This is a genomic window from Vibrio sp. 1069, from assembly GCF_033340555.1.
Genome location: NZ_JAWOWP010000003.1, coordinates 279,409 through 293,605 on the forward strand (window position 1 = coordinate 279,409; position 14,197 = coordinate 293,605).

At 46.7% G+C, this 14,197-nt stretch carries 14 protein-coding genes and 1 pseudogene; 10 read left to right on the plus strand and 5 right to left on the minus strand.

The window, feature by feature from the left end; translation table 11 throughout:
• Nucleotides 1-93 precede the first annotated feature (93 nt).
• The 5 genes and pseudogenes from R7040_RS07260 (at nt 94) to R7040_RS07280 (ending at nt 5,368) form a co-directional block, all read left to right on the plus strand.
• A complete protein-coding gene (locus R7040_RS07260) occupies nt 94-339 on the plus strand; it encodes a DUF3297 family protein (protein WP_005374689.1) in 246 nt (81 codons plus the stop codon).
• A 487-nt stretch (nt 340-826) separates the two neighbouring features.
• Nucleotides 827-1,537 carry an ABC transporter ATP-binding protein gene (locus tag R7040_RS07265; protein ID WP_182016050.1) on the plus strand — a complete coding sequence of 237 codons (711 nt, stop codon included), beginning with the start codon at nt 827-829 and terminating at the stop codon, nt 1,535-1,537.
• Nucleotides 1,524-3,913: pseudogene (locus R7040_RS07270) on the plus strand (FtsX-like permease family protein). The gene R7040_RS07265 and the pseudogene R7040_RS07270 overlap by 14 nt, the downstream one beginning before the upstream one ends.
• On the plus strand, nt 3,913-5,022 hold the full coding sequence (locus R7040_RS07275) for a lipocalin-like domain-containing protein (RefSeq protein ID WP_213967521.1): 1,110 nt from the start codon (nt 3,913-3,915) through the stop codon (nt 5,020-5,022). The pseudogene R7040_RS07270 and the gene R7040_RS07275 overlap by 1 nt, the downstream one beginning before the upstream one ends.
• Before the next feature lie 79 nt (nt 5,023-5,101).
• On the plus strand, nt 5,102-5,368 hold the full coding sequence (locus R7040_RS07280) for a DUF2999 family protein (RefSeq protein ID WP_038135740.1): 267 nt from the start codon (nt 5,102-5,104) through the stop codon (nt 5,366-5,368).
• Nucleotides 5,369-5,478: 110 nt separating this feature from the next.
• Here the strand turns inward: R7040_RS07280 and R7040_RS07285 are convergent, their stop codons facing one another.
• On the minus strand, nt 5,479-6,066 hold the full coding sequence (locus R7040_RS07285) for a GNAT family N-acetyltransferase (protein WP_053350154.1): 588 nt from the start codon (nt 6,064-6,066) through the stop codon (nt 5,479-5,481).
• Nucleotides 6,067-6,157: 91 nt separating this feature from the next.
• The gene (locus R7040_RS07290; protein WP_064376333.1) at nt 6,158-7,021 is read right to left on the minus strand and encodes a helix-turn-helix domain-containing protein; all 864 of its coding nucleotides are present in this window, start codon (nt 7,019-7,021) and stop codon (nt 6,158-6,160) included.
• A 184-nt stretch (nt 7,022-7,205) separates the two neighbouring features.
• On the opposite strand from R7040_RS07290, the gene R7040_RS07295 reads away from it, so the two are divergent.
• Together R7040_RS07295 and R7040_RS07300 are read left to right on the plus strand one after the other, a co-directional pair.
• A complete protein-coding gene (locus R7040_RS07295) occupies nt 7,206-8,105 on the plus strand; it encodes an AraC family transcriptional regulator (protein ID WP_020195560.1) in 900 nt (299 codons plus the stop codon).
• 298 nt (nt 8,106-8,403) lie between these two features.
• Nucleotides 8,404-9,501 carry a YdcF family protein gene (locus tag R7040_RS07300; protein ID WP_017634518.1) on the plus strand — a complete coding sequence of 366 codons (1,098 nt, stop codon included), beginning with the start codon at nt 8,404-8,406 and terminating at the stop codon, nt 9,499-9,501.
• Nucleotides 9,502-9,554: 53 nt separating this feature from the next.
• Here R7040_RS07300 and R7040_RS07305 read toward each other — a convergent pair whose 3' ends face one another.
• The 3 genes from R7040_RS07305 to R7040_RS07315 form a co-directional block, all read right to left on the minus strand.
• Nucleotides 9,555-9,890: a hypothetical protein gene (locus tag R7040_RS07305; protein WP_064355008.1), complete on the minus strand. Its 336-nt coding sequence runs from the start codon at nt 9,888-9,890 to the stop codon at nt 9,555-9,557.
• Between the two features lie 13 nt (nt 9,891-9,903).
• Complete coding sequence (locus R7040_RS07310) at nt 9,904-10,146, minus strand: type II toxin-antitoxin system Phd/YefM family antitoxin (protein WP_064355009.1); 243 nt, start codon at nt 10,144-10,146, stop codon at nt 9,904-9,906.
• A 264-nt stretch (nt 10,147-10,410) separates the two neighbouring features.
• Nucleotides 10,411-10,833, minus strand: coding sequence for an organic hydroperoxide resistance protein (locus tag R7040_RS07315; protein ID WP_045484294.1), 423 nt, complete (start codon nt 10,831-10,833; stop codon nt 10,411-10,413).
• A 137-nt stretch (nt 10,834-10,970) separates the two neighbouring features.
• Here R7040_RS07315 and R7040_RS07320 point away from each other — a divergent pair, with 137 nt between their 5' ends.
• The 3 genes from R7040_RS07320 (at nt 10,971) to ahpF (ending at nt 14,033) form a co-directional block, all read left to right on the plus strand.
• The gene (locus tag R7040_RS07320; protein WP_005383518.1) at nt 10,971-11,429 is read left to right on the plus strand and encodes a MarR family winged helix-turn-helix transcriptional regulator; all 459 of its coding nucleotides are present in this window, start codon (nt 10,971-10,973) and stop codon (nt 11,427-11,429) included.
• A gap of 305 nt (nt 11,430-11,734) precedes the next feature.
• Nucleotides 11,735-12,292, plus strand: a complete 558-nt coding sequence (gene ahpC / locus R7040_RS07325; protein WP_005374632.1) for an alkyl hydroperoxide reductase subunit C — start codon at nt 11,735-11,737, stop codon at nt 12,290-12,292.
• 172 nt (nt 12,293-12,464) lie between these two features.
• The gene (gene ahpF, locus R7040_RS07330; RefSeq protein WP_318081161.1) at nt 12,465-14,033 is read left to right on the plus strand and encodes an alkyl hydroperoxide reductase subunit F; all 1,569 of its coding nucleotides are present in this window, start codon (nt 12,465-12,467) and stop codon (nt 14,031-14,033) included.
• Nucleotides 14,034-14,197 lie beyond the last annotated feature (164 nt).

The following is a 14,197-nucleotide window of genomic DNA, read 5'->3' on the forward strand; positions in this document are numbered from 1 at the left end:
AAGTTAAACAACGCATCGACTCTCAACATATCTTGAACACACACAGTGCACTGACTACAATAGCGCACTTTTTACGGAATTTAGGTCACAAACATGACAGATACAGCTAAACCAGCTCTACCAGATCGCCTAGCGGGTAACCCACGTAGCCCATTCTTCATCAAAGAATGCTTCGAGCACCAAATCGGTATTCGTATCAACGGCCAAGAGCGTACTGACGTAGAAGAATACTGCATCAGCGAAGGTTGGGTAAAAATTGCTTCTCCTAAAGCAAAAGACCGTTTCGGTAACCCAATGCTAATCAAGCTTAAAGGCGAAGTTGAAGCGTACTACGTGTAAGCTGACCACGCTGAATATCTTTGAAAGCTCGAGTCTGACTCGGGCTTTTTTAATGTCTGTCATATCCCTTCCTCATTTAATCTCTTCCCTCTTCTTTTCAGTACAAAGCAGGGTCTGTTTATCTTTCGAGATTAAGTTTTGTTCGAGATAAAATCGTTTTAGGCGAGGCAAGGAGTGTGTAGCCTAGCATTCTAAGTAAATACTCCTTAACAAAGCATAGAACGATTTTAGCCGAACCCTTTGGGCAGCGTTTGTTGTTCATTTCTCCTGCGTTATCAGCTTTTTCATGTAGGCTAACTACACATCAAAGCTTCTGCCTTGCACAAACACCCAACAATTCGCTGCAAAAATCAGCTCGAAAGGTCAACAGACCCTAAACTCGATGTAAATCGCTGTTTTTATCTAATTGTTGTCTAAAGTTTCTAGAGAACTAACTGCAATAGTGATTGCCAAAAGAAACGACACCTTTTGAATACAGGGAGAGGAAATGGAAAGCCCACTTGTCACACTCAAACACGCCAGCAAAAGCTTTGTTGATGGCAAAGAAACACATCGCGTGTTAGAAGGCGTCGACTTTACGTTGAACACAGGAGCGAGTGTTGCGCTAACGGGCGCAAGTGGTAGCGGCAAAAGTACTTTACTCAATGTCATCGCTGGCTTTGAGCCACTTTCCGAAGGTGAGTTGTGGTTAGATGGCGATAACACAGCGGCTTGGAAAGACCCACAATGGAGCCAATTTCGACACCAAAAACTCGGTGTTATCTTTCAGCAATTCAATCTATTAACGCCGCTCAACGTGCAGCAAAACATCGCCTTCCCTCTGCATTTGAATCAGCAGAAATGGAACGACTGGTGCGATTATTTGGTCGAGACTCTGGGCATCAGCCAACTGCTCGATAGACATGTTTTTACCCTTTCCGGTGGTCAACAACAACGAGTCGCTATTGCGCGCGCCTTAGCACACAAACCTAAACTGCTACTTGCTGATGAACCCACAGGTAACCTTGACCAAAAAGCAGGGTTAGAAGTGATGAAACTGCTGAGTGAAATCACCACCCAAGGCAATACCGCCGTGCTCTTGGTGACCCACAGCCATGAATGCGCTGAATTTATGAAAGCACGGCTGCGATTGGATAACAGTCAGCTACAGAACAGCCATCAAGTAAACAAACATGAGCTTCACCATGAAGCAAACTAAGCCATCAAACAACAGATTCACTCATACTCGACTCGCCCTGAATCTGTTTGCAGCGCACTATCGGCAGGCGCCACTGCAAGCCGCCGCAATTCTGATCGGTATCGTGTTGGCTGTGACCTTGTTTGTTGCGGTGCAAGCCATCAACCTCAATGCCAAGCGCAGTTATGCGGAGTCTACCGAGCAGCTTAGCGCACAAGCTCAGAACGTAATTATTCCACCAGCAGGGCAAAACTACCTTCCCGAATCGCTCTACTTCACCCTTAGACAAAACGGACTCAGTACAGCGCTACCTGTAATCGAAGGGCGAGTGAGAGACGAACAAGGTCGACGCTGGTCAGTACAAGGTAGCGAGTTGATTGCCGCTATCTCTTCACGTTCTCGCTATTCATCAGATAGTGAACAGAACGTGTCTTTGTTCGATAGTGCTTTACCTTTGCCTGAGCTTTTAGCCGGCAAGCCAATCGTGATGATGAGCCAATCTCAACATCAAAACTTAGGAGAGGTAGAAACCCTAACTCTGGACGACATTCCAACCCAAGTGGTGGTGCTACCTGACGAATGGCAGTTAGGTAGCCGAATGTTGATGGACATTGGCTTTGCCCAGCAACTGCTCAATAAACAAGGACAGCTCAGTTACATTGCGGTTTTCCATTCGGGTGATAAAGGGAATAAAGACACGCAAGCAAATTGGCAGAACCTTATTGGTGAGCAAGGACAATGGATTGCCAATAATCAAAGTACCGACCTTGGTTCGCTGACCGACAGCTTTCACCTCAACCTCACGGCAATGAGCTTACTCGCGTTTTTAGTCGGGCTGTTCATCGCTTACAACGGCGTAAAGTACAGCTTGCTTAAACGCAATCGGCTGTTAGTGCAAATTCAACAAGCGGGTGTTGCGCCGAGCATTGTGTTCTCTGCGCTGTTAGTTGAACTCACTATTCTCGTTACCATCGGCGCTTCCCTCGGTTTTGTATTGGGCATGCAGCTTAGCCACTGGTTACATCCGACCGTGGCACTGACTCTAGAACAACTTTATGGCGCGACACTGCTGCCCGGCACTTGGCAGTGGCAATGGTGGGCGCAAGCCCTTCTACTCACGTTAACCGCAACCCTATTGGCATGTTGGCAGCACTTTAAACAGCGAGTGAGCATCATCGCTTTACCATGGCGTGGCTCGGCGTGCTTGTGGTGTCGATTCCTTTGTATCTACCTAAAACACTCAGCGTCTTAGCCAATTGGTGTGAAAAACGCACCACTTCCGGTTTGATGCAGTATCTGTTTGCTGAGCTGCGCGAGCTGATTTCTCCGCTTTCTCTCGCCATGATGGCGCTGCTACTCGCCGTTACTGCCAATATGGGGATGAACACGCTAGTGGGTAGCTTCGAGTCCACCCTAAAACAGTGGTTAGAACAAAGGCTGCACGCCGATATTTACGTCAGTCCTGCGCAAGGAGAAATCGCTGATATAGAGCACGCGTTAGAGCAGTTTGACAATGTTGAGACCGTCTACAAGCAATACTATGTCGACGATAACCTGCAAGGCTTACCGATTTTGCTTGGTACCAAAGACAAAGACACCTTAGAGCAAACCATGGTGTTCAAATCGCATTTGGAGAACTTCTGGCAGCGTTTTTACCAAGGTGAGTCAGTCGCGATCAGTGAACCAACCGCGGTCAAACTGGGTTTATCACTGGGTAGCGAGCTCACGCTTGATGCCGTTCCAAATAAGAACCTGCTTGTGGGTGCGATATTCCATGATTACGGCTCACCCAATGGTGAAGTGTTATTGGCTCCCAAATTATGGCAAGAGAGCGGCTTTACCGACCTGCCAACAAGCCTTGGCATTAAAGTCTCAGGTGACCCACAAATCGTATACGAGCAACTGCGCGAGCAATTGAATCTGCACCCAAGTCAGCTCTACGATCAGGCGCAAATCAAATCCATCGCGTTGGATATTTTCTCGCAGACCTTCGCCATTACGCGCGCACTCAACGGCGTAACTTTGATGGTCGCGGTAATTGGTCTGTTCAGTGCTTGTTTTATGTTGCTCGACGCGCGCAAAGCCGCCATTGCAAGGCTGTATGCACTTGGCGTTAGTCGTCGTAAATTAATGACCATGGTGGTCGGACAGATCGTCGCTTTGGTCAGTTTTACTCTGGTTATCGCCCTGCCCCTCGGAGCCATGGTGGGTTACGTGCTGACAGACATCGTCACCTTACGCGCTTTTGGTTGGAGCTTAAATTATCTGTGGAATTGGAGTGACGCCCTCAGCATTGCGGCGATCACCATCTTAGTGGCAGTGATCGCAACCTTGATTCCGCTGTGGCGATTGGTCAGTAAGCCTGTCGTATCCAGTTTGCAAAGCGAGGTGTTGTGATGGTTCGATTGGCAAGCAAACTTACTCTACTCATAAGCAGCTTATTCCTGTTCGGTTGTGAAGATCCCCAACAACAAAATATGGGCACGTTGCTGGGCAGTGGATATACGCAAAGCGAGAGCAACCTATTCACCCCCGTAGAAAAAGGGAATGAACTCACCTTCCCGGCAGACCATCAAGCGCACCCGAATTTTCGTCATGAATGGTGGTACTTAACCGCTAACTTAATTGATGAAGATGGCAACCCACTTGGCGTCCAGTGGACACAATTTCGCTTTGCTGCTGCGCCGCCAACTGGCGAAGATGGCGTAAAGAAAACCGAATGGCAAACTCAGCAAATCTACATGGCGCATAGCGCAGTGACGACCGCAGACAAACACTACGCCGATGAAAAATGGTCGCGCGATCAAGCCTCTCTCGCCGGCGTTGATTCTTCACCATTTCGGGTTTACCTCGATGATTGGCAGTGGACTTCTTCAACCACCGATCTCTTCCCTGCCACATTGAAGGCGAACTCCAAACAGTTTGGCTATTCGCTGACGCTTACCAGCAGCGCACCTTATCAAAAGCAAGGCGAGCAAGGTTACAGCACCAAAAGCGCCGATGGTCAGGTGGCTTCGTATTACTACAGCCAACCGTTTATTGATGTGTCCGGTGAGGTCACGATCGACGGCGAAACCCATCAAGTGTCGGGCAAAGGTTGGATAGACCGAGAGTGGAGCTCGCAATTCTTACTCGACTCACAACAAGGCTGGGACTGGTTTGCCCTAAGGTTGAGTGACGACACCAACTTGGTGGTGTTCCAATTGCGTGATTCTAAAACCGGATCATCCAGTTACTCCAGTGCAAGGCTGATGCAGCAAGATGGTTCTGGCATCGCTATCCCACAGAAAGACATTCAGTTAGAGGCAACCAATCAAACAGAAATCCAAGGGCGAAAGTATCCAACCCAGTGGCAGGTGTCGATTCCTAAGCAGCAAATCGAGCTTACCGTTTCTGCACTCAACCCGAACGCGAAAATGCCGCTTTCTGTGCTTTATTGGGAAGGCCCAGTACGTATTGAGGGCTCTCATTCTGGGACAGGTTATATGGAGCTAACAGGGTATTGAAATATTGCGCGGGAGCCCCAATTATTCTGCTAGAACAAATACTGGCAACCAAGTCATACACTGATTGAAAGGAAATATGATGAACCCAATTATCGCCTTGCTGAAAGAGAACAACATCAGCGATGAACAGATCAACGAAATCTTCCAGACTCTGACGCAAAACCCGCTCGCAGCAATGGCAACCATCAGCCAACTAGGTCTGCCACAAGAGAAGCTACAAATGCTGATGGCGCAAGTGATGCAAAACCCTGCGCTAATCAAAGAAGCCGTAGACGAGTTGGGATTGGATTTCTCAAAGGTTGAAGAAGCAAAAGAGAAGCTTCAAAGCCAAAACCAAGGCAACTAAGTCTTAATCATTTAGCGCTGAATATAGAAAAGGCCGTTAACCCGAGCATGTGGGTTAACGGCCTTTTTTGTTCCTACTTTGTTGTTGACTACTTTTCTGTCAGCTAATTATTAGCGATTTAAAGACGCGAATTGTTCTGCTGTCATGCCGTAGTAAAGCTTGTCGTCGAAGCCATGCTCTCGTTTGTAGTAGTCTTTCTGACGGCCTTCTTGAGTAAAACCATTTTTCTCTAACGTCTTGTAAGAACCAGCATTAGAAGCGTAGCAATCGGCACTGACTTTATGGGCGTTTAGCTCAGTAAAGCCAATGTCGGTCATCATTTGGCAAGCGCGAGTCGCAACGCCTTTACCCCATGCACAAGTTGGTAATTGATAACCTACTTCGTAGTTGCCAGTTAAGAACATCACTGCGGTCACTGCACACATTCCCATGTACTGGCCTTGTTGGTCACGAATCACGAACGTTGGGCTATCTGGCCAAACACTGTCTTTAATCGCTTGTGCCGTATTTTCAATAATAGGGCCAAAGAAACCCTCATATAGGCTGTTGTCAGCAGGTGCGAAGAACAGATACTGATTGACCTTATCATCGTTCAACATCTCGATAATATCTTGTAGATCAGAGCCTTGAATCAGTTGGATAGTCAACGATTCGTTAAATGGGATGGCTTCGCCTTGTTTTAGTTTTTGATATGACATGTGTTACCTCGTTATCTGCTGAAAATAGTAGCTCAGCGGATAAGAGAAAAATTGGATTTTTGCGACAACTTTCGGGCTGATTAGCAATGAATTACGACTCAAAGTCGCCATAGATATCGATGGTTAAGTCGCGCTTTTTCAAGTATTTGCTCGGCGTTTTTCTTAGCTGCTGTTTGAGGGTACGAATTAAATGCGATTGGTCACTGAAACCAAATTGCTGGGAGAAGCTCGCCCAATCAATCGCCTCTTGTTGCTTGTAGAGGGTCAAAATCATCTGCTCCAGACGTGCCATTTGTTGATACTGCTTAACGCTCAACCCCACCACTTGTTTGAAACTGCGCTCAAGCGTTCTTCGAGAGCAGGCGCACTGTTTGGCTATCTCATCAATATCCATCGCTAACTCAGGTGAGCGTAGCGCTTGAGCATCCATCACGGACACCGCTTTTTGTGACGCCAAAAACGGTTTGGTGCAACAAGGTTCGATATCTAACGAATCTAGATGTTGTTTGATGTAGTTCAGCAAACATTGCGGTGAATCTTGCAACTCTAGCAGCCATAACCCCTGTTGAAAGCGCTCATCAAACGCCGCGTTGAGCCAATCAAACCATTCGCATTGGTTAATTGCTGCAACTTGGGATGCATCACTAAACCGTGATTCAATGGCATACAAACCCTCTGGACGAAAGGTGATACCAATACGCTTGATGGGAGCCGTATCTTCCAACAGCAGCAAATGTTCGTTAGCCGTTAATAAGTGGCAGCCTTTGCCAGCAAGCTTTGTGTCTCCCGTATCGTAACTGTAGTCTTGCTCTGATGGCGTAAAGAGTAAGTGAGCACGCGGGTTTGGAATAAGGTGCGGCTTGGGGTCAATGACTTCACCCTCTGGCACTTCCAAGTACCAAATTTGATGAATAAGCCATTCGTACTCTGGCAGAGACTGTTTCCAAGCGATCATGATTGTCCTAGCGGTTAGTAAAGATAATAAGCGCAACGTTTTTGCTTAAACACCAGCTCGTTGAGTGTGACTGATTGACGCGCATCTCGCCACGCATTTCTCACCCTGCTCCCTTGCAAGCTTGTTGGATTGCGGTAGGCTTTGAGCAGAGAATACAAGCTGAAAAGAACAAGGAAATCCCCCGATGCGCGTCGACTACCACCAACGACTGGTTCCTGTGATTCGTTATTTAGAACAACACTTTAATGAACCGCTCAACCTACCAGAAGTGGCCGCGCTGGCGAACCTTTCCCCTTATCACTTTCATCGCACCTTCAAAGCCGTGCAAGGCGAAACACTGGCCGACTTCATTCGACGTTTACGTCTAGAAGCCGCCGCCGATGACTTGTTCAAATCCAAGCAACCGGTATTGAACATTGCCCTAGAGTACGGATTTTCTAGCTCACAGAGCTTAGCCAAAGCCTTCAAACAACATTATGGCGTCACACCTACAGCCTTTCGTGACTGCGAAAACTATCAGCAATTTTCTGAATTAGCACGAAACAGCAAGATTGGACACACGTTGCGCAAGAATGGAAACGAAGTAACACCAAGCGATTCATATACTGGCTCTGAACTCACCAAATGGAGCACGACAATGGAAACGCAAAACTTTGAAAAAGCAAAACTGGCTTACATTCGTGTAAACGGCCCTTACGGCCAAGGCTATGAAGAGCCATCAGGTCGCCTGTATCAATGGGCAGGAATGAAAGGTTTGGCAGGCAATACCTGCATCTTCATCTACCATGACAACCCAGAAATCACGCCAGACGAGAAGTGCCGTACTGATATCTGCTTGATGGTGCCAGAAGATACCGAAGTTCCGAAAGGCATTGAACTGCAAGACTTCCCCGGCGGTCAATATGCCGTGATGCGCCAGCACATTACTGACCCGAGCCAATACTCAAAAGCGTGGGATGATGTCATGAGCAAAGTGATTGAATCCGGTATTGAGAACGACGATCGTCCTTGCTTTGAACTTTACCACAGCTTTGACCCACAAACGCACCATGCAGACGTTAGCTTCTGCACTGCCATCAAATAAACCAAAAGCCTGCATCGTTGCAGGCTTTTTCATTTCTTACTCTGGTTGCTTAAATCCGTTCTTCCAAACGCTGTTTATCTTTTAATCCAATTACTTAGAACACGAACGAATACCTCAGTATTTTCGTGATCCTACTTCGCGTTTTGACCACGCGCGTTCATTTGCTCGGCTGAGTTGGGATTCATTTCACAGATTATTCATGAAGCGAACCTAGACTGAAAAAATTCCATCGACCCCGTTCGACCTACAACGCTAGGCACAATAAAAACTAGGTACTACAGCACCTCTAGGACGTTCCATGAAGAAGAACTTACTTGCCATTGCTCTTGGTAGCGTAATTGCGCTGACTGCTGCCCCATACTCTATCGCGGCTAACGATGCTGCTATCCAATCTTCCGCCGACTACTCACAGATCGTCACCAAACGTCAGGTTGTCGACCAACTGCTGAATGACGCGGTACAAGCATTCAAATCCCCTGCGCGTATCTCGCATGCGGGTTTTACCGCCAAAATGCCGAGCAACATGGAGATTGTTACCGACCGCTTACTAGAAGCCTACAAACTTGAGCCGTACCGCACTGACCTACTGATTTCTGCGGCAAACGCACAGATCTACAACAAGAATGCAGACCGCGCGATTGAACTATTTGAACAAGCTCTTTCTGTCGCACCAGACGATGTGGATTTGCACGCTTACTTAGCGGTATGGCAACGCTTTGAGGGCAACCAAGCAGAATCAGCGAAACACATGGCGACGCTCATGAAGCTCAATGCAGGTAAAGCGGCAGATATCCAACGCATCTTCGACACCGTAGACCGCGTACTTGCAACGCCACTAAAAGAGAAAGCCGATAAAGGCAAACTGGATGACAAAGGCGCTATAGTCACGTTGGGATACGCGCTGAACCCAGATGGTTCAATGCATCAAATCTTGGTTGAGCGTCTGGAAACCACGCTAGCAATGGCGAAAGCAAACCCAGACGCGTTGATCGTGTTGACGGGTGGTGTACCGAAGAACCACAAAACCGAAGGCAAATTAATGGCAGATTGGCTGATTGAAAAAGGCATCAGCAAAGATCGCATCATTGAAGAAAACTACGCCACCAGCACGGTAGGTAACGCCCTATTCAGCAGCTACGCATTGGCACGTCATAACATCAAGCACGCGACCATCATCAGCTCAGCGAGCCATGTGCGCCGTGGTCAAACCTTGTTTGAAATCGCAAGCTGGCAAACTGGCCCACAAGGCATCACTTTTGACACCGTAAGCTACCCAGACAAGCCACTGAAAGACTTAGCCAAAGCCAGCGATAGCGAGCTGCTTGGTATCTACCGCGATGCACTGCGTACTTACGGCATGTGGAGCTACCGCTCTTACCCGCTAGAGTCGCGTTAATACACTAGAGCCAGAAAGCAAAAGAGACCGCGTTAATGCGGTCTCTCATAGAATCATTTGAACATGATGCAGTGGTCAATCAATGCGTTTTGTAGGTTTTGTTTGTCACTCAGAATCACGAGAGCATAGATAGTATTTTTGTCACCAATTCGGTAAAGCAGTTTGAATCCATCAAAGCTAAACTGCCGGATGTCGTAAACACCGATTGTTGTCAGTTCATAACAAGGGAGATAGATAGACGGGTTATTCAAAACGTTGTGTTCAAACCTCTGCTGCACCGCAATTAATCTATCAATCACATCGTTGCGAGCGCTCCAGTTCGAAAAATAGTTAATACTCTGAACAGCCGTATTTTCAAAGGTTTGTGTATAGAGAACTTTTGCTTCCATGCTCGTATCAAACTCAATCTTTGAGTGCTGCTAACGTGCTCTTCATATCTTCTGATGACTTTACACGTTCATTCGAAACATCATTTTGAGCAAAGCTAACAAACTTCATTAAAGCAATGGCTTCATCGCGCTTCTGACGTTCTTCATAAGACTCAACGACATAAACAGGCTTACCATTTTGCGTAATCGTCATTGGTTCATCCAGTTCAAGCTTCGCAGCATTCTTTTTTAGATAACTTACCGTTTCAGTGCTCATCACATGACTCCTATCGGCAACCTCGTTGGTGTAACAACAAGCGAAACCAGCCGAGCTATACTGCAGGTTTGACCGAAATATTTGAATCAATAGAAAGTGCTAATCACATTCTATTTTTCGTGTAGATTTTGACCTAATCTTGCCAACTATACCTGTGCATTTCGAACAAACTAAATTAAGTTTAAATTTAGACTCCTACTTCAAATATAGAAAAAGCCTGCGTACTTGCAGGCTTTCTTGTCTTTGTGCAGTGGTTGAAACCGCTTAAATTGCTTCGCCGTTTACCGTTACTGCCACATCAATGTTGCCACGAACTGCGTTTGAATATGGGCAAACTTGGTGTGCAATGCGCGTTAGATCTAGCGCTTGTTCTTGTGGCATGTCTAGCTCTACCGCTAGGCTCACTGTTAGTGCAAAGCCACCGTTATCGTTCGGACCGATGCCCACTTCCGCTGTTACAGGTGCACTTTTCAGGTTTACTTTACCTTCACGTGCTACGTGCAAAATCGCGTTAGAGAAACATGCCGAATAGCCCGCTGCGAACAGCTGTTCTGGGTTAGTTGCTGCACCTGTGCCGCCCATTTCCTTCGGGTATGACAGCTCTAGATCGAGAAGACCGTCATCTGTTTTTACTTGACCATTACGACCAGCCAAAGCAGTAGCTTGAGTTTTGTATAGAGTAGTCATGCGAGTGTCCTTCTTAATTTAAGTTGCGCACAATTTAATTGCCTGCAATCTTATATCGAAGTAAAGATCGTTTGCAACTATATTGTGCACAATTTATTTTATAACTCTCTTTCTCTGTGAGCAGGTAGGCAACGCCAATGAGCCAGTGTTACACCGACAACACCATGACCGACGACGATAAACTCTTACTCGAAAACCAAGTTTGCTTCCCGCTCTACAGCGCAGCAAATGCAGTGATCCGAGCGTACCGCCCGTTGCTGGACGAGCTTGATCTGACTTATTCGCAGTACTTAGTGATGATGGTGCTGTGGGAAAAAGACGGTGCCAGCGTGAAAGAGTTGGGGTCACAACTGCATTTGGACTCAGGCACACTCACACCGCTACTTAAACGCTTAGAAGCAAAAGGCTATGTAGAGCGTGGTCGCAGTGAAACCGATGAGCGTGTTCGCGTACTCAACCTAACAGAACAAGGTCGTGATCTTAAGGAACAAGCCAAGTCAGTGCCAAACGCCATGATGTGTAAAATCACCTTAGAGCTAGATGAAATGATCATGCTGAAGAAGTTGTGTGGCAAAGTGCTCGACAATCTGAGCTAACAAGATAGAAGCATCCACTTCCCTATTTCCCATTAGAAAGAGCCTGCCGAGATGCAGGCTCTTTCGATCTTAGCTAGAAGATCTACTCAAAGTAATCATCGGTATTCTCTATTGCTAATCTGCGTTCATCTTCAATAAAACCTATCAAAGCAAACTCACTTACATCGGATTTCCCTATCAAGTGAAATAGGAAATGGCTATCAATAGGATAGTTACAAGCGATTTTCCTTAAACACACTCCGATGAGAATATACTTTCCGAAAGCAACAACAGCTCAGCTTAAAACATTCAAAGGAAAGTAAATTATGATTAATACTCAAATCAAACCATTTGCAGCTACAGCGTACAAAAACGGCGAATTCGTTGAAGTAACAGAACAAGACGTTCTAGGTAAATGGGCAGTATTCTTCTTCTACCCAGCAGACTTTACGTTTGTATGTCCAACAGAACTGGGCGACCTAGCAGACCACTACGAAGAGCTACAAAAACGTGGCGTAGAAGTTTATTCAGTATCAACTGACACACACTTCACTCACAAAGCATGGCACGACAGCTCAGACACAATCGGTAAGATTCAGTACTACATGCTTGGCGACCAAACAGGCAACATCACAAACAACTTCGGTGTGATGCGTGAAGGTCAAGGTCTTGCAGACCGTGCAACGTTCCTAATCGACCCAGAAGGTACTATCCAAGCAATGGAAATCACTGCTGAAGGTATCGGTCGTGACGCAGAAGACCTACTACGCAAAGTGAAAGCAGCTCAATACGTAGCAGCGCACCCAGGCGAAGTTTGCCCAGCTAAATGGAAAGAAGGTGAAGAGACACTAGCTCCATCACTAGACCTAGTTGGCAAAATCTAAGCCACTGAAATTTAAGTTCTAATCAGTTCCCGATTTCCTTTTTCTGATTAGAACTGAATTAGAGAGCACTTCAGGTTAGATACCTTGACGACCTTCTGCCTGATTTGCTCTCTCCCCCTCAGGTTTTATCTACAGTAACCACTTTTTAGTTTTAATTAAGGTAGTAACAACTATGTTAGACCAAGCGATCCAACAACAACTCAAACAATATCTGGCTAATGTAAAAGAAGAAGTTCGTTTAGTGGTTAGTCTAGATGAAAGCAAAGCATCGAATGACATTTTGTCTCTAGCGAACCAAATCGCAGAGATGAGCGACCTAATCACTGTTGAACGTGACGACAACGCAAGCGCACGTAAACCAGTGATGGCGGTAACTAACCCAGCTAAAGGCACAGCACTACGCTTTGCAGGCTTGCCAATGGGTCACGAATTTACCTCTCTAGTATTGGCACTGCTTCACTCTGGCGGTCACCCAATCAAACTAGAACCAGAAGTGATTGAGCAAATCGCAGCACTAGACAAAGATCTAGACGTAGAAATCTTCATTTCACTGTCGTGTCAAAACTGTCCGGACGTGGTTCAAGCGTTCAACATGATGGCGGCGATCAACCCGAAAGTAAAAGCAACCATGATCGACGGTGGCTTGTTCCAAGATGAAGTGAAACAACGCGACATCATGGCTGTACCAAGTGTATTCGTGAACGGTGAGCTATTCGGTCAAGGCCGTATGTCTCTGACTGAAATCCTAAACAAAGTGGATGACGGCGCGAGCGAGAAAGCGGCGAAAGCATTGAGCGAAAAAGACCCATACGACGTACTTGTTGTTGGCGGTGGCCCTGGTGGTAGCGCAGCTGCTCTATACGCCGCTCGTAAAGGTATTCGTACTGGCGTTGTTGCTAAGCGTTTTGGTGGTCAGGTTATGGACACCATGGCAATCGAGAACTTCATTTCGGTGAAACGCACTGAAGGTCCAAAACTAGCAACTGACCTAGCAGAACACCTAAAAGAATACGACGTAGACGTCGTGACTGAGCAACAAGCTGAGAAGCTAATGGGCGCAGCACATACAGAAGATGGTTTGATTCACATCGAACTTGAAAGCGGCGCAACGCTGAAGAGTAAGAGTGTCATCCTAAGCCCTGGTGCACGCTGGCGTGAAATGAACGTTCCGGGTGAGCAAGAGTACCGTAACAAAGGTGTCGCGTACTGCCCACACTGTGACGGTCCACTGTTCAAAGGCAAGAAAACTGCCGTTATCGGTGGTGGTAACTCAGGCATCGAAGCAGCTATCGACCTTGCTGGTATCGTAGAACACGTAACAGTTCTTGAATTCGCAGACGTACTTCGCGCAGACCAAGTGCTTATCGACAAAGCGAACTCACTACCAAACGTAGACATCATCACGATGGCGCAAACAACAGAAGTAGTAGGCGACGGTACTCGCGTAACAAGCTTGAAGTACAAAGACCGCAACACAGATGAGATCAAAGAGATTGAACTGTCAGGTATCTTTGTTCAAATCGGTCTAGTACCAAACACAGAATGGCTAAAAGATTCAGAAGTAGCGCTATCTGAGCGCGGCGAAATCGAAGTCGGTAGCCGTGGCGATACTAGCCTAGAAGGTGTGTTCGCAGCCGGTGACGCAACAACCGTTCCTTACAAACAGATCATCATTGCGATGGGTGAAGGTGCAAAAGCAAGCTTAGGCGCATTTGACTACCTAATCCGTAAGCAAGGTTAATCTCCAAATTTCTTGGACACAAAGCGCACGGTGCTGTGTTTTCTTCCCCGGAAAACCAATCGGGGCACCGTGACAGCGATGAGTAACAAGAAATAAAATCAAAAAACTAGAAGCCCAAAGACTTTGCCAGCAGGTACTAACTGCTGGCTTTTTTGTTTTTTTTT